The organism is Sutcliffiella horikoshii, from assembly GCF_044809035.1.
Classification (GTDB): Bacteria; Bacillota; Bacilli; order Bacillales; family Bacillaceae_I; genus Sutcliffiella_A; species Sutcliffiella_A horikoshii_G.
Genome location: NZ_CP085237.1, coordinates 3,640,767 through 3,660,329, shown reverse-complemented (window position 1 = coordinate 3,660,329; position 19,563 = coordinate 3,640,767). Strand labels below are relative to the sequence as shown.

Sequence of the window (19,563 nt, the reverse complement as noted above, 5' to 3'; positions counted from 1 at the left end):
GTATGAGAGTAAAAAATTCATTATTAAATATTACTTATGGGCTCATATCTCAAATTGTAAGCCTATTAATGGGCTTCATTGTGAGAACAGTAATTATTTTTACCCTAGGAATTGAATATGTTGGTGTGGAAGGACTTTTTACGAGCATATTACTATTACTCTCCTTAGCTAATCTTGGTTTTGATACAGCTATGTTATATAGTTTATATAATCCATTATCTAGGGGGAATACTTATAAAGTCCAAGCATTGATAAATTTGTACAAAAAAGCTTATAGAATTATTGGGTTTATTGTCTTAGGTATAGGTTTATGTATATTCCCTTTTATAGGATTATTAATTAGTGGTGAGCATAGTGTAACAAATTTAAATACCATTTACTTGCTCTTTTTATTGAACACTACAATTACTTATTTTTCAGTTTATAAACACTCTATATTAATTGCTGATCAAAAAGGGCATATAATATCAAAGATTCATACAAAGTTTTTTATATTTTCTAATTTATTTCAGATTCTAATCTTATTTTTTTTAAAGTTGTATATTTTTGTGTTGATTATTCAAATAATCAGTAGAATTACTGAGAATATACATATATCTAAAGTTGCAGAAAACCTATATCCCTATATTAAAAATAATTCAGCTACGTTAAACATGAGTGAAAAAAAAGAATTTTTCAAAGGGTTATATGCTCAGAGCTTATATAAAGTTAGTGGAGTCATTATAAATGGTGTAGATAATATTGTTATTTCGGTTTATTTAGGAATAGTAGCTGTAGGGATTTATTCCAATTACTTATTGATTTTAGGTGCTCTTAGTACACTACTAAGTTATATTTTTTATTCATTGACAGCCAGCGTAGGAAATTTAGTTAGCAATGAGTCTGCTGAAAGTAAATATTTTATTTTTAAAGTAATTAATTTTACTCATCTCTGGATATTTGGATTTTGCGCAATAAACTTAATATTACAATTGAACCCTTTTTTATCTATTTGGTTAGGGAAGGAATACCTATTTAATAATTATATAGTTTTAGTAATAGTAATAAACTTTTTTACAGCTGGAATACAAGGAACTTGCACAATGTATAGAGAAACAACCGGCCTCTTTAAAATTGGAAAATATAGGCCGATTGTAGCCGCCTGTATAAATATTTTTCTTACTCTTTTGCTAGTAGAGTCATTGGGGATTGTTGGTGTGCTATTGGGTACTGTAATAAGTAGACTTTGTGTTTATTTCTGGTATGATCCATATTTGATTTATAAACACATTTTTGATAAACCACTTACACTTTACTTTTTTACTTTCTTTAAGTTCCTATGTATAATCATTGGTATTTCTGCTTTATTAAGAATAATTGAAATTACTGCATTTGCTAATCCGTTAATAAATTTGATGTTAAATTTATTAGTTAGTTTAATAATACCGAATATAATCTTCTATGGGTTCTTTAGGAAAAGTGAAGAAGTAGTTTATTTGAGAAATATTATTAAGACTTATGTATTTAAAAAACAATCACTGCAACCTTCTAGAGGAATATCCTGAAAATCAAATAAATAAAAACGTGAAGTTTTAGCAACTTCACGTTTTTAATTTATAATCTAAGAGTTAAAATCTACATTTAAGTCAAGTACTTGGTAATTAAGTTGGTTCGTATAAGTTGGGTCTTGGTTCAAGGAAACATTATCAAAAATATTATTTTTGATAACGCTTTTTAAGGGGTGAATTGTACTTTGGTTATTACTGTTTCTTAGAGCACCTATTAAATCTATTTTTGCTTTGTTTCCGTTATTACAGCTAAATAAATTTCCAGTTAAATTTAGTCGTTTTTCAGCATATATGGTTAAACATCTAATTGTTATATTTGCTTGAAGAATATCAAATATATTATTGTTTATATTTATCTTATCAAACCAATATAAATAAAGAAATTCTGAGCGATCGAAACCTAATACTGGGGATATATTATCAATATTCACTTTGTTATCACTAATTATAGCTTGTGAGTCTATTCCTTTTCCTTCAATAACAAAGTATACATCTTTAACATTGTTTCCAGTGAAGAATACTTTGTTTGATTTAGCTCTGAAGCTATAATAAGTGGATTGATCTGTACTTCCCTTTAATATGTTATTTACCATTGTTAATTGTCCAGTTTCGAAGACCATTTCTCCTAAACTTGTAGAAGTATTGAAAATATTATGTTCAAAAACTAGGTTATTTCTTTCCCAATCCCCTAAATGTGCTTCACTTCTAAAGTAATACCATTTACATTTAACATTAAATTCACAATAACGAAATATTAAGCTGCCTCTTCTTAGTATCCAAGACCAACCTACATCAGGTTTATTGAAGTTAAATTTACAATTCGAAAATTTTGTTGTTAAATATAAGTCGGATTGTAAAATGAAATTTATATTATCGAAAATGCAATTTTCATACAGAGCATTTCCCGATAAAAATAATTGAGCTTCAGTAAAGTGATCGTATCTAAATACACAATAGGTTCCATTATCTCCCGCTAAAGTTTTCCCAATTCCTGAAGATAGATTATAACGATTATATTGAGAAACGTAATTCTCCCCTCTTGGTCCGCCGAAATCAACACTATTGTTAAACTTATTCATTTCAATTAATACGTTTCTAGCACTGATCACAATAATATCTGCTACCAAGTTATCATGAAAGTAATTATTTCTAATTGTAATATTCTGATTTATACTATACCCGTCTTCAATGTCAATACCACAAGCAGGTGCTGTACCTCCTATATTAGAAATTTCGCAATTTTCTATAGTAATATTTTGTCCCCCACCACCTACTATTCCTAAAGCCCGACAACTGTGAATAAAACAATTTGTAATGGTAATCCATTTAGAGGGTATATCTGTTCTAATTTCAATTAAGCAATTTTGAATTTCTGACAATTTTCTCCTGTAAGATAACTTAAATTTTTTGGAGTTAGGGGGAATAGTTTTCAAAAACACTTCTTCAAAGGTACGTGTCTTAATTGAACTAATAAAATTATTTTCATTATCATAAAAATAGATGTTAATTGTTTCTTTAGAAATATCATTGCCTACCCCATAAGTACCATAACCATTCCCACAGATCATGAAGTATCCTTGATTTTGTATATTCTGGTTTGATAAATCAAAGAAGGTACTTGACCGTACCCAATCATTTTCATTGAGTAAACTTCCATTATTGTTAAAGGTCCCTTGTTCCAGGGCGGATTTATTCAAGGTGTAAATTTGTTTATATAGTGCTCCTATAAATATTCCATATCCAGTGGTTTCTAGAATTTCAACATTTTTTATATTAATGTGTTTACTATTATTTATATTAATTCCTGTACCCCATTCATGAGTTCCCGGAGTAGTCGTATAATCATGTTCAAATCTCTCTCCCTGTATCACACCGCCTAAAATAGTTATGTTTTCTGAATTCTCGATATTTATAATATAGTACTTTTGATTCCCGTTACTCTCCTTTTTTAATATGCAACCGTACAAATCCAAAGTCATATTACTAACCATATTTATTGCAGTATCCTTATTGATTAAATAAACTCCTTTGGGTAACTTGCACTTGGTATAACCTTTTGCGCTTGCCCATTGTAAAGCATTATTTATTCCAATGGTAGTTGTAAGTGGTTCTATACCATTATTGTTTATTCCCCAAAATTCCAAGTTAATTATATATGATGATGTTGAAGTAGGTACCCATTGACCATCCATAAAAAATAAAAAATCTCCATTATCAGCTAAGTAATCAGTTAAATTTACATCAGTAAGATCACCAAGTGACTTTAATTCGGATTCGTGTCCTGATAATTGGCGTGTAATAAATTTCATATTAATGGAATCATAAACGAGTACTTCGCCATCTTTTGGATTGTTTATAGCAAAATCCTCAATATCTTGAATGGCATGTGTATGGTCCGTGGGAGACTTTAAAGATAGAAGATTATTAATGCTAGAATCATCGAAGACAGTCAATTCCTTACCATTAACAATCACATTACCATTAATACTACTGGGGGATATTATTTCATCTTTATAATTATTAAAAATATTTAAGACTTCGTTTACTGCGTTAACCAAACTAAATTTATTTGTTGTTTGTAGTTCTTCTAATATTCCAATATCTTGTTTATCAGCGATTTGTAAGTTTTCATTCTCAGTACCAATAAATACCTCTCTTGTGTCTGTACAAATCGCAAATTCTCCTACAGATAGTTTGGGTAAATCACTCTTTAAACAACTTTTTATTTGTATTCTAGAAGCCATTTTTAAACCTCCAAATATAATTATTAATATATAGTATTCTTCTGAGAGGTGTATGGTTTGTACAATAAAGAAAAAAAAGTTACAGATTTTTTCCGTTGACATTCTTTTTTAAGAATGATATGTTCTATATTAAGAACATGAAGATATTTGGAGGAAAATATGAGCGCTATTGCAGGAATACACAGCATTAAATCAAAGGATATCCCAGTTGGGCACTGTGTGAATTTAATGGAGGGACTAAGCCATTTTCCTGTGGATGACGTTCAAATCTGGCATAAAGAGAATGTGTTTTTAGGCTGTCACGCCCAGTGGATAACACCGGAGTCTGTGGGAGAACAGAACCCTTTATATCAAAAAGAAATGAAGTTAGTGATAACAGCAGATGCGATTATTGATAACCGAATAGAACTATATGAAAGATTGAAGATTCCTCAATATAAAAGAATCAATATTACTGATAACGAATTAATATTAGAGGCTTACCAGCAATGGGGTGAAGATTGTCCTAAATATTTGGTTGGAGATTTTGCTTTTATCATTTGGGATGAAAGAAAGAATCAAATTTTTGGAGCAAGGGATTTCTCCGGTACTCGTACTCTTTATTACTTTTTGAATGGAGAATTTTTTGCATTCTGCACCACTTTAAAACCACTTTTGACATTACCCTATATAACAAAAAAATTAAATGAAGCTTGGCTAGCTGAATATTTAGCTATTCCTGGAATGTACGAAACGGTAAATGCTGATATCTCTATTTATCAAGGTATAGAACAACTTCCACCTTCACATACAATGTTGGTGAAACATGGCGAAATGAAGCTATCGAGGTTTGCTAAGCTCGAAATTGACAAACAAATTGTATACAAAACGAATGAAGATTACGAAGAAGCATTTATAGAAATCTTCCAAAATGCAGTAAATTCAAGAACAAGAACAAATCGTCATGTTGGAGCTCAATTAAGTGGTGGCCTGGATTCGGGTTCAGTTGTTGGTTATGCAGCTAAAGAGCTAGGTAAACAAGGGAAAAAGTTGCATACCTATAGTTACATTCCCCCGAGTGATTTTAAACAATGGACACCAAAACATCGAATTGCAGATGAGAGCCCATATATACAATCAACGGTTCAATATGTGGGCAACATAGAAGATAATTATTTGGCATTTGAAAATAGAAGCCCTTTTACAGAGATTGATACATGGCTAGAAACATATGAAATGCCTTACAAGTTTTTTCATAACTCATATTGGATTCGAGGTGTTTATGAAAAGGCTTCTCAAGATGATGTTGGGACACTTCTAAATGGAGCTAGAGGCAATTGGAGTGTATCTTGGGGCCCTTATCTGGATTATCAGAGTCTGTTATTAAAGAATAGAAAGTTCCTTTTATTTTATAAAGAACTAAATGCCTATAGTAAAAATATTGGAGTGAAAAGGTCTAGAATCTTTTCTAAGATTTTAAGCAAAGCATACCCTACTATGTTTAGTGAAAATAATCTTTCATACGAGATACCTAGTTTAATTAATCAGAATTTCGCTAATAAAACAGGCGTTTTTCATAAACTAGCACTTAACGATATTGAACACAAAGAATACAAAACACCTAATGCATATGAAGCTAGGAAAAAATGTTTTGAACAAGTAGCCTTTTGGAATTCAAATGGTACAGTCAATACAAAATTATCATTAAGATATAAACTGTGGAATAGAGATCCAACTAATGATCTCAGGGTTATAAGATTCTGCTTATCAATTCCAGAGAGTCAATTCGTACAAAATGGGTTTGATAGAGCATTGATTCGCAGAGCAACAAAGGGTGTACTACCCGACAAAGTAAGATTGAATCAACGTGTTAGAGGAATACAGGGTAGTGACAGTTTATTTAGAATGATTCCAGCATGGAAAGATTTCACAAGCGAGTTAGAAACGTTAATAAAAGATCCCATTATAAAAGAATACTTAGACACAGAATTAATTATAAAAACTATTGCAAGTTTAAAAAATAATCCTCGACCTGAAAATGTGTATGATTTGGATTTTGCCTTACTAATGAGAAGTGTAATTACCTATAGATTCTTGAAAAGGAATATTTGAGGGAGGTGATAAAATGAAAAATTGGAAAAAGCCAGAATTAGAAATACTTGATGTAGTAAATACTTTTGCAGGCCCAGGAATTAGAACTCCAGATGAAACTCAAACTGACCCAGATGAAAGTGTACACTACAGTTAATCAAACAAACATACTTAACAACAAATGAGGCTGATCATAAAGTCATTCTAATGACTTTATGTCAGCCTTTACTAATGTTCTTTAAAAAGAAATTCATATTGGTCCTACAGTAAAAATAATTGACAAAGGATTATTATGATGCTAAGTTTAAAGTGCAGAATCGTTCTTAATAGAGGAATTAAAATATTAGTTTTTTTGCTCTGATAGTTCTTTATAAAGAACTATAGATTGATGTATAATATTTTCACAGGAGAGATCTCCATGCCCATGACTTTAAAACTACTTGGTTGGAGGAGCGATCTGGGATCTACTTCAGGAACCTAACAGCGTTAATGGCATAGTTAGTCAATTGCAAGAAGAGTATGAGGTGGATGAAAAGACATGTGAATTCCAGGTGATGAGTTCATTGGAATGCTTCATAAGGAATCAAAATTAGCAAATGTGGTGCTAATCTTCTGACGGGGGAAAACTATGAGTGTCATAACAGGCATCTATAATTTAAATAATGAATTTTTGAATATTAATTATGGTATTAGGTTAATGACAGAGTTTGAGAAGTATCCATCTAATAGCATACAGGTTTGGCATAATCAGACTATATTTTTTGGATGTCACGCACAATGGATTACATCTGAGTCTATTGGGGAGAAATTGCCGTTTTATGACCATGAACGGAAAATTGTAGTAACAGCAGATGCAATTATCGATAACAGAGAAGAACTATTTGAGGTATTGCAAGTGGAATATTCTTTGAGAAAGAGGATGCCTGATAGTCAATTAATCATTCTTGCTTACTCTAAATGGGGAGAAGATCTTGCCAAGTTCCTAATAGGGGATTTTGTATTCATAATCTGGGACGAGAAACAACAAAAGCTTTACGGGGCTAGGGATTTTTCTGGTTCAAGAACCCTTTACTATTATCAAGATAAAGAAATTTTTTCTTTTTCGACTCTAATAAAGCCATTGCTTGCACTACCAAACTATAAGAAGCGGTTAAACCATTCTTGGTTAGCGGAATTTATTGCTATCCCAACGTTAGTGGAAGCAGCAGATATGACAAGCACCGTTTATCATTCTATCCACCAAGTTCCTCCTTCCCATAGTATCACGGTAACGAATGGTGAAGTGAAATTGAAGAGATATTGCACAATCAACGTTGATCAAGAGCTTAAGCTATCGTCAAATGAAGAATACATAGAAGCCTTTCATGAAGTGTTCGGCCGAGCTGTAAAAGATAGATTGAGAACTAACGGAAAGGTAGGATCACATTTAAGTGGGGGATTAGATTCCGGAACAGTAGTTAGTTTTGCTGCTGATCAATTGAAAAAAAATAACAAGAAGTTACATACTTTTAGTTATATTCCTGAAGCAGATTTCGAGGACTGGACATCTGATTATTATGTGCCGGATGAAAGGCCATTTATAAAGGAAACCGTAAATTATGTTGGAAACATTTCAGATAACTATATGAGTTTCCCTGGGGCAAGCCCCTTATCTGAAGTGGATGAGTTCCTTGACATTATGGAAATGCCGTATAAGTTCTTTGAGAACACATTTTGGTTAAAAGGTATTAGCGAAGCAGCTTCAAAACAGGGAATATCAGTGATGTTGAATGGAGCAAGAGGGAATCATTCCATCTCTTGGGGATCTATGAGATTAAATTATGACTATTATAGTACGCTGCTTAAGCAATGGAGATGGATTCAATTAAATCACGAGTTGACTAGTTTTTGCACAAGTTTCAGAACTGGTAAGTCAGTGATGGTTCCCTTTTTGGCAAAGCGGGCATTTCCTGCGTTGAGAGCTCTTCTAACAAAGCAAGAGGAACCTAGTTATCCCTTCCCAAGCTTTATCAATCCTGCTCTAGCGAAAAGCATAAAGGTGTATGAAAAATTGCAAGAGTTTGGCATGCAAGGGTTAGGGGAATCTGTAAGCGATTTGAATCAGTATCGCAGCGACTACTATCGACAGTTGTACCCTTGGAATAAAAGTGGTGTAGCAAATACCAAGCTTTCATTACGTTATGGTGTTTGGGATCGCGATCCTACCAATGACCTTAGGGTGATTAATTTTTGTTTATCCCTCCCTAAAGAACAATATGTATTAGGCGGGCTTGAGCGTTCGTTTTTAAGAAGGGCTACAAAGAACAAGTTGCCTAATAAAGTACGTTTAAATCAAGAACATCGAGGGCTTCAGGGAGCAGATGTCATCCACCGCATGAAAAAGGATTGGGGAAGTTTCATGCAGGAGTTGAAGAAGATGAGCAATGACTCCATGCTATCTGAATTAATCGACACTAAAATAATCAAAAATGCAATTTCAAACTTAGGCAATGAACCAAGACAAGAAATGGTTGTCGAAAACGATTTTAAAATTCTAACTAGAAGTCTAATTTTGTATCGTTTTTTACAAAAACAAGGATAAATTGAAAGGAGGTGAGAGTAATGAAAAGAGAGTGGAAAAAACCTATGGTTGAAGTGTTGGATATTAGCATGACAATGAATGGGCCTGGAAATGCAAATGCAGACTGTTTTGATGTTTCGGATGGGAAAACTGAAACTCATGATGGTAGGTCTAATGCAAGTTGTTTAAACAACAGCTAATTGAAATCATTTTAAAAATACTAATGGTATAACCCTTTGTTAAAGGGTTATACCTAAATCACGGAGGACTTATGAGAAAAACTATTAATCAACTACTATACAAAGCATTCGGCTTCACCATCACAACTGAATATCCTCTACCCGAATTAGAGCCTCTCGCCATATCCCCCAGCTTTCCAGACATCACTATCCAAAAAGGTAGATTAAAAGAAGAGTGGGAAGAGGTCTCTGAACCTAACCGTTACTTCCATATTGAAGAGAATTTGTGCATGTTCGAGATTCCTAATACTGCGATTTTCCAAGTGAAAAACGGCAATGAAATTATTGTTAGTGCATTGGAAGGAGCGGAAGAGGATCATATTAGACTTTACCTGCTTGGTACATGTATGGGAGCAATTCTAATGCAAAGGCGGATTCTTCCTCTCCATGGAAGTGCTGTTGCAATCAATGGAAAAGCATATGCCATTGTTGGGGACTCTGGTGCTGGTAAATCTACAACTGCTTCTGCCTTGCTGCAAAGGGGTTACCAACTAATAAGTGATGATGTCATTCCAGTTACTTTTACAAAGGATGATATACCAGTCGTTACCCCTGCATATCCTCAGCAGAAATTATGGCAGGAGAGTCTGAACCAATTTGGTATTGAGTCAAACAATCTCCGTCCTATCATAGATAGAGAGACAAAGTTTGCTATACCGGTCTCTGCTCAGTTTACGACTTCCACACTTCCATTAGCAGGAGTATTTGAATTAGTAAAAACAGAGGAGGAAGCGACAACATTTACTCCTATCCAAGGATTAAACAGACTCCACACTTTGTTTTTGCACACGTATCGAAATTTCTTTCTTTCCCGGGCCGGCCTTATGGAATGGCATTTTCAAACAACAGCTAAAATGGCAAATAAAATTACGTTCTATAGGATACAGCGATCCAGTTCAGAATTTACAGCTAATCAAATAACAGATTTTATAATAAATTCTATTGAAAGAAAGGATGAAGTGGTAAATGGGTAGTATCGTAGCTCTTTCACAAAACCAAGTGATTTCTCAAGTAGAAGGAAACATTGTTAGTGATATGGATGGAGAAAAGGTGATGTTTAGTATTACGAACGGAAAGTATTATAACCTTGGTGAAATAGGTGGTGTCATTTGGGATTTAATAGAGAACCAAAGCACACCTGAAAGCATAGTCCAGGAATTAATGAAACAGTATGATGTTGATCGGGAATTGTGTGAAGATCAAGTGATGTCATTTATGGATATGCTTTATGGAGAAGGATTAATTTCTGTAGTATCAAAGTAATCTTGTACAAGGGGACCTTAAAGATGAACAAATTAAAGATTTTATGGAACACGGATAAGGAGTCCAAGAAGCTGTTAGTAGAATCCTATATTTATATGGCGTGGGCTAGATATCTTAAGAGCATTCCTTTTTCCAGAGTTGCTCCATCTTTAGGGTTGAAAATGAAAGAGACTTCTTTTGATCCTTTACTGACCAATAGGAAAGTTCTAGCTAATGTTTCTCAATCAATCCATATTATGAGTAAATACACCTTTTGGGAAAGCCAGTGCCTGGTAAAAGCAATTGCTGCTATGAGAATGCTAGAAAAACGGCAAATTGAAAGTACACTTTATCTTGGCACGGCAAAGGATGAGAATGGAAAATTGATTGCACATGCCTGGTTACGAAGTGGCCCTTATTATGTTACTGGTGCAGAAGGAATGGAACGGTTTACCGTAGTTGGGAAATTTGCTAAGACTTTAGGGGGGACGGGTCATTATGAAGGAAACTAATCTGAATGTAGAGAGTGTTCCAAAAGAGTTACTCTTCCTTCTAGAGCTTTTAAAGGAAGAACCATCTATACATATAGTGGATGTCAAAATGATCGACTGGAGCCTCTTTTTAGACTTAACATTACATCATCGCCTTTACCCACTCCTCCATCAAAGGATAAAAGAAATGGACTTTATTCCAAGTGAAGTGAAAAAGCAACTAGCAAGCTATTATAAAAAAAATACATTTCAAATGCTTAAGCTTAGTGCGGAAATGAGCCGGGTAAATGCAACGTTTAAAGAAAGTGATATCCCGATTATTTTTCTAAAAGGACCAAATTTAGCACATGATTTATACGGAGATTTATCTTTGAGAACATGTAGCGATTTAGATGTCCTTATTCCAATCAGTGAGCTTAAGAAAGCAGAGGAACTTCTTTCGTTGCATGGATATATAAAGGATGACTATATAGAAACAATTCTAGGAGATTGGTCATGGAGACACCACCATATTACGTTTTTCCATAAGGAAAAGGGCGTGAAATTAGAAATCCATTGGCGTCTAAATCCTGGACCTGCCTTTGAACCGAGCTTTGACCAATTGTGGAAGCATAAGAGAACGAGCTCGCTTCTTAAAGAGCCATTATATATTTTAGGGAAAGAAGACTTGTTATTCTTCTTGGTTACCCATGGAGCACGACATGGGTGGTCGCGTTTGAGATGGCTTTGTGATATCCAACAAATGCTAAAAGCTGACCTGAATTGGCGTGAAGTCATGAAAAAAATGAAAAAGTACCACGTTGAAAAAGTTGGTGGGCAGGCTTTTCTACTTGCAGAAGGGTTATTAGATTCCAGATTGCCTAAATATGCAAATAGGATTGCTGATAACAAGTCTTTGAAGTTAGCACAAGAAGCCATTTTTTATTTAGAAAGAATGGTGAACCTTCATACAGATCCAGTTCCAAAAGATGTTTCAAAATACCATGGAAGCCACCTTTTCTCGTTAATGTCTCCACAACAGAAATTTTTGTCGATGCTATGTTGGTTGTTTCCTTATCCTGAGGACGCGGAAACTCTACCGTTACCAAAGTTATTACACTTTCTTTATTTCCCTTTAAGGCCGATGTTATGGGCTTGGAGAAAATCTCGAAGGCAGATAGTTTCTTAATGAAGTTGAAAAATGAATTGTTTGTAGCTGTTACATATATAGAAAGTACATTATGGAGTTATTAACCCATTCAAGGACCAAGGAGGTTTTGTCATGAACGCTGTGCTCTATTTTTTTAAGCAAATCCATGCTTATGCAGGGAAGGTTCTCTACATTAACATGGCATCTATGATAATCATCGGTCTCCTTGATGGGATTGGATTGTTGTTATTAATTCCGATGATTACAATGACAGGATTTGTTAATTTTGAGGTCAGTGGTACACCTTTTGCTGGAGTTTATGAAATCTTGCAGAGGATTCCGGATCTCATAGGACTACCGGGTATTCTCTCTATTTATGTATTGATTGTAATTGCGCATAATTTGGTGCACCGTCAAATAACGATACGAAATGCGATTATCCAGCACGGTTTTTTTAGACATTTAAGGGTGAAAACTTATGATGCGTTTTTGCATGCGAACTGGAATTTTTTTATCAAGAATAGAAAGTCAGATTTAATCAACTATATGACAGCAGAAATTGCTAGGGCGAGTGCTGGTACCAATTCATTTTTGCAATTTCTTTCTTCTTTAATTTTTACAGGTATTCAAATCGGATTGGCTTTATGGTTGTCTCCAAGTATAACGGGGTTTGTTCTATTAAGCGGTGTACTGCTAGTATTTTTAAATAGGAAGTTTCTAAAATGGTCCTTGGAACTAGGGAAGAGAAATTATGATTTAGGTAGAAGTTATTTAGCGGGAATTACGGATCAAATTAATGGAATTAAGGATATTAAGAGTAATACATTAGAAGATACACGGATGGATTGGTACCAATCTATTACAGAACGTATGAAAAATGAACAAATTGAATACACCAAGTTGAAAACAAAATCACAAATGTACTATAAAATTGCTTCAGCGATTTTAATAGCAACCTTTACCTACATCGCTGTGAACCTCTTTAATGCTCAGGTAACGCAGCTTATGCTAATTATTATCATTTTCTCAAGGTTGTGGCCAAGGGTAGCAGGAATTCAAGGTTCGTTAGAGCAGTTGGCGACTACCATCCCTGCATTCCAAGCAGTGATTGCCATTCAATCAGAATCTAGAAAGGCAAGAGAGTTTACAGCTGTAGAAAATAGTAAACCCCTAGTAGTGAAGAAAAGTATTGAAGTAAAGGATGTTTTTTTTCGATATAATACCGACCAACCAGATTTTGCTTTAAAGAATATTAATTTGCACATTCCGTCTAATCAGATGACTGCTGTAGTTGGCAGGTCTGGTGCTGGAAAGAGTACGCTTATAGATTTATTTATGGGGCTGAATCAACCAGAGTTTGGTGAGGTGTTGGTTGATGGGAAGTCTCTCACAAAAGATAACCTTATATCATTAAGAAAAGCAGTTAGTTATGTACCCCAGGATCCTTTCCTTTTTAACACAACTGTAAGAGAGAATTTAATGTTAGTAAATCCGAATGCTACTGAAGAAGAACTTTGGGAAGCTCTCTACTTCTCTTCAGCAGCAGAATTTATAAAAAAACTGCCTGATGGATTGGACTCTGTTATAGGTGATAGAGGAATAAAGCTATCCGGAGGGGAACGCCAGCGCTTGGTTATCGCAAGAGCTATATTAAGAAAACCATCAATCCTTGTATTAGATGAAGCAACTAGTGCACTTGATTCTGAAAATGAAGCAAAAATACAGCAAGCCATAGAAAACTTAAAAGGGAAAATGACGATCATTGTCATTGCTCATAGGCTATCGACTATTCGAAAAGCAGACCAAGTAGTAGTTCTTGATGAAGGAAAGATTATTCAAAAAGGCGGATTTGTTCAACTAGCAGAAGAGAAAAAAAGTGTATTTAGTAATTTGGTGAAAAACCAACTAGAAGCAATGTCTTAACGCTCACGATGTGGGTGTTTTCTTTTTCCATGCTTTATGCAAAGGGATTGGAGAGGTGTGATTTGGTAGTAGTAAACTTGGGGCATATTTTTAAAATAGTATTCGTTATAATACTTTTGTTGCTTATATATAATGTTTTTGACAACAACCGAATAAAAGTAGTGGAACAGACAATCGCGATAGAAAAGCTTCCAGAAGCCTTAAACGGATTTACCGTTTTACAAGTAACTGACCTCCATGAAAAGGAATTTGGGCACAAACAAAAAAGATTACTTAAAAAAATTAATGACATTGAATACGATGTCATTGTTTTTACTGGAGATATGCTGAACAGTAGTACTAGCAGAAATTACAGCCCATATTACAACTTAATTGAAGGAATTGAAAATAAAGAGCATGCACTTTTTGTGCCTGGTAATGCGGATCCTCGTTCATATCTGTTTACAACGTCTGGGCTTGAAAAAAATGATTTTATTGATGGTATGGAAGAAAGGGGAGTAGCTTTCTTAGATACTACATATTCAATTAGAAAAGGTAATTCTTTGGTTAGGGTAGTTGATTTTGAGAGTTCTATAATCAGTAACGAGAGAATCGAGGCGTATAAAACGACATCAGAAGATGGTAACATTTCGCCTTATGTTAAACTTCAAATGGATAAATATGAAGAAAATAAAGTCTTAAATGAAGAATCATCTGATTTATTAATTGCTTTAAATCACTATCCAATTCCTGATTCTCGTATGGATGTTATATTCAGTGATGATCATTACAATATCAGAAAGTTCGATTTAATATTAGCTGGGCATTATCATGGTGGACAATATAGAATACCATTTTATGGAGCACTATTTATTCCAGAATCCTTTTATGAAAGAAACGGTCTCTTCCCACCCCAAGACAGAGTGAAGGGCCTCTGGGAATATAAAGGTATTAAACAATACGTTAGCACAGGTTTAGGTAGTAGTGATACTATACCACTTATGAAGTTTCGTTTGTTTAATACACCTGAATTAAACGTAATCACATTTACATCAAAAAAGTAAGTGCCATGTTGGGGCACTTACTTTTTTGTATCCTGATTTATTTTCCATTTATTAAATTCCAGAAATTCTTTAAACTGTTCTTTTGTAACGCCTGAGTCCATTGCTTCGCGTACGAGCATTGTCCACTCTTGATCTACGTTTTCGTTGTTATCTTCATCGTGCAATAAAGTATTGACGGAAATGCCTAAGACAGAAGATACTTTTTCCAAGAATTGTACAGAAGGATTGGATTGTAAGTTTCGTTCAATGGAGCTTAAATACGATTTTGCTACACCAGCACGTTCTGCCAGTTCTGACATAGACATTTTACGCTGTTCTCTATATTTTTTTATTCGTTCTCCTATCATGGCTTTCACCTTCCTATCATGCTTATTATAGCATATAACGAAAGGATTGTTAGATATTTAGAACAAAAAATGCATGAATAATCAGTGAATGGAATTATTCAGAAAAAAATTGCCCCTTTTTATGTAAAAAATCTCTGATTTCAGCAGAAGATATACCTAATTTAAGTGCACTTCCAATTAGCTCTACCCACTCCTTGTCTAAATTTTCTGTTATTATAACCGTTACTTTCTCCATCCTTTTCCCTCCTAAAATACTTGGTATTTCAGGCAGCCCAGCCATCTTAATTAGTAAAAGAAATTTTTCTTTTACAACCTTAGATCTGTTGACTTTGCGTCCTTGCTTTTCAGCAAGTTTGCCTTTGACTGTTGTATTAATCTCTTACTCCATAAAACTTTAGTATTAATACGATTGTCCTTATTTAAACCTGAATTTATTATAAAATAACTATATTTGGAATGTTGCTGATTAATGTCGAATGGGTTAAATTATTTTAGAAAAATGCTTTCAGGAATGAAAAGTTAATAATGGCTGATTTCAGGACTTGAATATCCGTTTTTGAATAGTAAAAAGGCCTATTTCGCTTCTTAATTCAGAAAAAGGAAAACATTATTTTTGTCGATTTTATCCTACGAAACATTCATTTTTCATACTTCTTTAAAAACTACCCCCTAAAATAGCAAATCCCTCTCGAAAAAGGCTCACATAAAGCTATTCTAACTTCATTATGGTAAAATGTTCTTTTCGGACTAATCATATCTGATATTTAATTAAAAGTAGCATACTATAAATACATGTGAAAGAAAGGATGTTCTTACGTGATGAAAGTGAAGCTGCCAAAGCCTTTTACGTTTGAAGGCGGAGATCGTGCGGTACTGATGTTACATGGATTTACAGGAAATTCGGCTGACGTGCGGATGATGGGCCGGTTCTTGGAGAAGAGAGGTTATACTTGCCATGCGCCTCAGTATAAAGGGCATGGAGTACCACCGGAGGAATTGGTTCATACCGGACCTGAGGATTGGTGGGAGGACGTAATGGAAGCCTATCAGTTTTTGAAAGATAAAGGTTTTGAAAGCATTGCGGTTGTCGGCCTGTCTTTGGGCGGGGTTTTCTCCTTGAAATTAGGTTACACAGTTCCGGTCAAAGGTATTGTGCCTATGTGTGCACCGATGTATATCAAAAGTGAGGAGATTATGTATCAAGGTATCCTCGAATACGCGCGTGAATTCAAACGCCGTGAAGGTAAAAGTGCGGAGCAGATTGAACAAGAAATGAAGGAATTTGAAAAGACACCTATGGGTACATTGAAGGCGTTGCAGGAATTGATTGCCGACGTGCGGAATAATGTAGACATGATCTATTCCCCAACATTTGTGGTGCAAGCCCGACACGACAACATGATTAACACAGACAGTGCCAACATTATTTACAATGAAGTGGAATCAGATGATAAGAAAATCAAATGGTATGAGGAATCCGGACACGTCATCACGCTTGACAAAGAACGCGAGCAACTCCACGAAGACGTATACGAGTTTTTAGAGTCGTTGGATTGGTAATACTATATATAAGAACTCTAATTATTGAAGTAACCTAGCTGATGATTGGAACGATAAGCGTAGACTCCTGTGGGAGAAAGGGACAAGGAAAACCCCGCAACGAAGTGAGGAGGCTTCCGGACATCCCACTGGAAAGCGAAGCCTAGCGTGTAAATCAACAGCGGTTAACCACAGACACTCAAGAACCCGAAAAGGGGAGGGATATATAATGGAAGAAATAATTCAACAGCATGTAGATAAACTACTTTCCTATATGAAAGAAGAAGCCTACAAACCACTAACCACACAAGAATTAGAACAAGCATTTGGAATTAAAGACTCAGAAGAATTCAAGGACTTCGTCAAAGCCCTAGTGTTCATGGAAGACCAAGGACTCGTTGTGAGAACTCGTAGCAACCGCTATGGGCTTCCTGAAAAAATGAATCTGATTAAAGGTAAAGTAATCGGTCACTCTAAAGGCTTTGCATTTGTTATGCCAGAAGAGGCGGATATGGACGATGTGTTCATTCCACCGAACGAGCTGAACAATGCGATGCACGGAGATATCGTGCTTGTGCGGGTAAGCAGAAAGGCTGCAGGTGATTCGCGACAAGAAGGTACAGTCATCCGGATCGTTGAACGTGGAGTCAAAGAGATTGTTGGTACATATACCGAGAGCAAAAGCTTCGGATTCGTTATTGCAGATGACAAGAAGATTGCCAATGATATTTTCATCCCTAAAAGTGCCAGCAATGGTGCGATCGAAGGACATAAGGTTGTTGTAAAATTGGTTACCTATCCGGAAGGTCGCCTCAGTGCAGAGGGAGAAGTCATCCGCATACTCGGGCATAAAAATGACCCAGGTGTGGATATTCTTTCAGTTATTCATAAACACGGCCTGCCACAAGAGTTTCCAAGAGAAGTGTTGGATCAGGCAAATGCAACTCCTGATGAAATTGATGAAAAGGATCTTGGGGACCGTCGTGACCTTCGCGACCAGGTAATCGTGACGATTGACGGAGCGGATGCAAAGGACCTGGACGATGCGGTTACCGTTACGAAGCTAGACAATGGCAACTACAAGCTTGGCGTCCATATTGCGGATGTAACGCATTATGTGACAGAAGGCTCGCCTATTGATTTGGAAGCACAGGAGCGTGGGACAAGTATTTACTTGGTGGATCGCGTGATCCCGATGATTCCGCATCGCCTTTCCAACGGTATCTGCTCGTTGAACCCAAAAGTGAACCGCCTCACCATTTCTTGTGAGATGGAAATAAATAATGCCGGTGAAGTTGTAAAACACGAGATTTTCCACAGTGTCATTAAGACAACGGAACGTATGACATATACAGATGTCAAAAAAATTCTAGTGGATAAGGACGAAGAAGTAACTGCTCGTTATGAAGCTTTGGTTCCGATGTTTCAGTTAATGGAAGAGTTGGCTGCTGTCCTACGCAAAAAACGGATGACACGTGGAGCAATTGACTTTGACTTCAAAGAGTCCAAGGTAATCGTGGATGAAGAGGGAGTTCCAAAGGATGTTGTGCTCCGCGAGCGTTCGGTTGCAGAGCGTCTTATTGAAGAGTTTATGCTTGTTGCAAACGAAACGGTTGCCGAGCATTTCCACTGGATGAATGTACCGTTCATCTATCGTGTCCATGAGGATCCAAAAGAGGAGAAGTTGCAACGTTTCTTCGAATTTATTACTAACTTCGGTTATGTGGTAAAAGGAAAAGGCAACGAGATACATCCCCGTGCGCTTCAGGAAGTAATTGAAGCTGTACAAGGTAAGCCAGAGGAAATGGTCGTATCTACTGTCATGCTTCGTTCCATGAAGCAGGCGAAATATGATGAGGAAAGCTTAGGACACTTTGGTTTATCCACAGAGTTCTATACACATTTCACATCACCAATCCGCCGTTACCCTGACTTGATTGTCCATCGTTTGATTCGCACTTACCTGATTCTTAAAAAGCTTGATGCGAAAACACAGGAAAAATGGAGCGACAAGCTGCCTGAAATCGCCGAGCATTCTTCCAACATGGAACGCCGTGCGGTAGAAGCCGAGCGTGAAACGGATGAACTAAAGAAATCCGAGTACATGCTTGATAAAATTGGAGAAGAGTACGATGGAATCATCAGCTCTGTCACGAACTTCGGCATGTTCGTCGAGCTTCCAAATACCATTGAAGGCCTTGTCCATGTGAGCTACCTGACGGATGATTATTATCGCTACGATGAGCGTCATTATGCGATGATCGGGGAGCGCACCGGTAAAGTGTACCGTATTGGAGATGAAATCACGGTACGTGTTATCAACGTTAATAAAGATGAGCGTTCCATTGACTTCGAAGTAGTTGGAATGAAGGGCACTCGTCGCCCAGATACGAAAAGTGCGCCTCGTGTCATTCAGAGCGAACGTAAAAAGCCAGCCAAAGGCCGTAGCCAGAAGCGTAAAGACGAGAGCAATATCGACGACTACACATTTGAAATCGGCTGGACGACTCAAGGTCCAGCAAAAAAGAAAAAGAAAAATAAGAAGTTCTTTGACAATGCGCCTAAACAGAAACGTAAAAAGAAGAAGTGATAGAATCAAAAAGATGAGGAGCCTTTTTCCAAGAGGAGGCTCTTCTTTCTTGTAGTGAAGAGATGGATTTGGTAAAATATTCACTACGCTACATTAGAA

Annotated in this window: 17 protein-coding genes and 1 riboswitch; of the genes, 14 read left to right on the top strand and 3 right to left on the bottom strand. The window is 35.8% G+C overall.

Going from position 1 to position 19,563, the window contains the following annotated elements; all coding sequences use genetic code 11:
- The first annotated feature begins 2 nt into the window (after window positions 1-2).
- The gene (locus tag LG307_RS19040) at window positions 3-1,544 is read left to right on the top strand and encodes a lipopolysaccharide biosynthesis protein (RefSeq protein ID WP_404445273.1); all 1,542 of its coding nucleotides are present in this window, start codon (window positions 3-5) and stop codon (window positions 1,542-1,544) included.
- 56 nt (window positions 1,545-1,600) lie between these two features.
- On the opposite strand, the gene LG307_RS19035 is transcribed toward LG307_RS19040, so the two are convergent.
- Window positions 1,601-4,291: a right-handed parallel beta-helix repeat-containing protein gene (locus LG307_RS19035; protein ID WP_404445271.1), complete on the bottom strand. Its 2,691-nt coding sequence runs from the start codon at window positions 4,289-4,291 to the stop codon at window positions 1,601-1,603.
- Window positions 4,292-4,450: 159 nt separating this feature from the next.
- Here LG307_RS19035 and LG307_RS19030 point away from each other — a divergent pair, with 159 nt between their 5' ends.
- The 11 genes from LG307_RS19030 (at window position 4,451) to LG307_RS18980 (ending at window position 14,988) form a co-directional block, all read left to right on the top strand.
- Window positions 4,451-6,382, top strand: a complete 1,932-nt coding sequence (locus tag LG307_RS19030; RefSeq protein ID WP_404445269.1) for an asparagine synthase-related protein — start codon at window positions 4,451-4,453, stop codon at window positions 6,380-6,382.
- Between the two features lie 13 nt (window positions 6,383-6,395).
- Window positions 6,396-6,518 carry a paeninodin family lasso peptide gene (locus LG307_RS19025; RefSeq protein ID WP_404445266.1) on the top strand — a complete coding sequence of 41 codons (123 nt, stop codon included), beginning with the start codon at window positions 6,396-6,398 and terminating at the stop codon, window positions 6,516-6,518.
- Window positions 6,519-6,801: 283 nt separating this feature from the next.
- Complete coding sequence (locus LG307_RS19020) at window positions 6,802-6,954, top strand: PqqD family peptide modification chaperone (protein WP_404445264.1); 153 nt, start codon at window positions 6,802-6,804, stop codon at window positions 6,952-6,954.
- Window positions 6,955-6,989: 35 nt separating this feature from the next.
- Window positions 6,990-8,942: an asparagine synthase-related protein gene (locus LG307_RS19015; RefSeq protein ID WP_404445261.1), complete on the top strand. Its 1,953-nt coding sequence runs from the start codon at window positions 6,990-6,992 to the stop codon at window positions 8,940-8,942.
- Between the two features lie 20 nt (window positions 8,943-8,962).
- Window positions 8,963-9,121, top strand: coding sequence for a paeninodin family lasso peptide (locus LG307_RS19010; protein WP_404445258.1), 159 nt, complete (start codon window positions 8,963-8,965; stop codon window positions 9,119-9,121).
- 71 nt (window positions 9,122-9,192) lie between these two features.
- On the top strand, window positions 9,193-10,134 hold the full coding sequence (locus LG307_RS19005; RefSeq protein ID WP_404445256.1) for an aldolase: 942 nt from the start codon (window positions 9,193-9,195) through the stop codon (window positions 10,132-10,134).
- Complete coding sequence (locus LG307_RS19000; protein ID WP_404445255.1) at window positions 10,127-10,423, top strand: lasso peptide biosynthesis PqqD family chaperone; 297 nt, start codon at window positions 10,127-10,129, stop codon at window positions 10,421-10,423. The genes LG307_RS19005 and LG307_RS19000 overlap by 8 nt, the downstream gene beginning before the upstream one ends.
- Window positions 10,424-10,446: 23 nt before the next feature.
- Window positions 10,447-10,914 carry a lasso peptide biosynthesis B2 protein gene (locus LG307_RS18995; protein ID WP_404445253.1) on the top strand — a complete coding sequence of 156 codons (468 nt, stop codon included), beginning with the start codon at window positions 10,447-10,449 and terminating at the stop codon, window positions 10,912-10,914.
- Complete coding sequence (locus tag LG307_RS18990) at window positions 10,898-12,061, top strand: nucleotidyltransferase family protein (RefSeq protein ID WP_404450507.1); 1,164 nt, start codon at window positions 10,898-10,900, stop codon at window positions 12,059-12,061. Before LG307_RS18995 ends, LG307_RS18990 begins: the two co-directional genes overlap by 17 nt.
- A 93-nt stretch (window positions 12,062-12,154) precedes the next feature.
- A complete protein-coding gene (locus LG307_RS18985) occupies window positions 12,155-13,945 on the top strand; it encodes an ABC transporter ATP-binding protein (RefSeq protein WP_404445250.1) in 1,791 nt (596 codons plus the stop codon).
- A 62-nt stretch (window positions 13,946-14,007) separates the two neighbouring features.
- Window positions 14,008-14,988, top strand: coding sequence for a metallophosphoesterase (locus LG307_RS18980; protein WP_404445247.1), 981 nt, complete (start codon window positions 14,008-14,010; stop codon window positions 14,986-14,988).
- Between the two features lie 17 nt (window positions 14,989-15,005).
- Here the strand turns inward: LG307_RS18980 and LG307_RS18975 are convergent, their stop codons facing one another.
- Together LG307_RS18975 and LG307_RS18970 are read right to left on the bottom strand one after the other, a co-directional pair.
- A complete protein-coding gene (locus LG307_RS18975) occupies window positions 15,006-15,335 on the bottom strand; it encodes a helix-turn-helix domain-containing protein (protein WP_404445245.1) in 330 nt (109 codons plus the stop codon).
- Window positions 15,336-15,429: 94 nt separating this feature from the next.
- Window positions 15,430-15,570, bottom strand: a complete 141-nt coding sequence (locus LG307_RS18970; RefSeq protein WP_404445242.1) for an anti-repressor SinI family protein — start codon at window positions 15,568-15,570, stop codon at window positions 15,430-15,432.
- Between the two features lie 28 nt (window positions 15,571-15,598).
- Window positions 15,599-15,703: riboswitch (cyclic di-GMP riboswitch) on the bottom strand.
- Window positions 15,704-16,154: 451 nt separating this feature from the next.
- Here LG307_RS18970 and LG307_RS18965 point away from each other — a divergent pair.
- Together LG307_RS18965 and rnr are read left to right on the top strand one after the other, a co-directional pair.
- Window positions 16,155-16,895, top strand: a complete 741-nt coding sequence (locus tag LG307_RS18965) for an alpha/beta hydrolase (RefSeq protein ID WP_404450506.1) — start codon at window positions 16,155-16,157, stop codon at window positions 16,893-16,895.
- A gap of 208 nt (window positions 16,896-17,103) precedes the next feature.
- Entirely contained in the window at window positions 17,104-19,464 is a 2,361-nt protein-coding gene (gene rnr / locus LG307_RS18960; protein WP_404445239.1) for a ribonuclease R, read from the top strand.
- Window positions 19,465-19,563: the final 99 nt, after the last annotated feature.

Coding starts and splice junctions, on each gene's coding strand:
- LG307_RS19040 (WP_404445273.1), top strand. CDS start 3: ATGAGAGTAAAAAATTCATTATTAAATATTACTTATGGGCTCATATCT.
- LG307_RS19035 (WP_404445271.1), bottom strand. CDS start 4,291: ATGGCTTCTAGAATACAAATAAAAAGTTGTTTAAAGAGTGATTTACCC.
- LG307_RS19030 (WP_404445269.1), top strand. CDS start 4,451: ATGAGCGCTATTGCAGGAATACACAGCATTAAATCAAAGGATATCCCA.
- LG307_RS19025 (WP_404445266.1), top strand. CDS start 6,396: ATGAAAAATTGGAAAAAGCCAGAATTAGAAATACTTGATGTAGTAAAT.
- LG307_RS19015 (WP_404445261.1), top strand. CDS start 6,990: ATGAGTGTCATAACAGGCATCTATAATTTAAATAATGAATTTTTGAAT.
- LG307_RS19010 (WP_404445258.1), top strand. CDS start 8,963: ATGAAAAGAGAGTGGAAAAAACCTATGGTTGAAGTGTTGGATATTAGC.
- LG307_RS19005 (WP_404445256.1), top strand. CDS start 9,193: ATGAGAAAAACTATTAATCAACTACTATACAAAGCATTCGGCTTCACC.
- LG307_RS19000 (WP_404445255.1), top strand. CDS start 10,127: ATGGGTAGTATCGTAGCTCTTTCACAAAACCAAGTGATTTCTCAAGTA.
- LG307_RS18995 (WP_404445253.1), top strand. CDS start 10,447: ATGAACAAATTAAAGATTTTATGGAACACGGATAAGGAGTCCAAGAAG.
- LG307_RS18985 (WP_404445250.1), top strand. CDS start 12,155: ATGAACGCTGTGCTCTATTTTTTTAAGCAAATCCATGCTTATGCAGGG.
- LG307_RS18975 (WP_404445245.1), bottom strand. CDS start 15,335: ATGATAGGAGAACGAATAAAAAAATATAGAGAACAGCGTAAAATGTCT.
- LG307_RS18970 (WP_404445242.1), bottom strand. CDS start 15,570: ATGGAGAAAGTAACGGTTATAATAACAGAAAATTTAGACAAGGAGTGG.
- LG307_RS18965 (WP_404450506.1), top strand. CDS start 16,155: ATGAAAGTGAAGCTGCCAAAGCCTTTTACGTTTGAAGGCGGAGATCGT.
- rnr (WP_404445239.1), top strand. CDS start 17,104: ATGGAAGAAATAATTCAACAGCATGTAGATAAACTACTTTCCTATATG.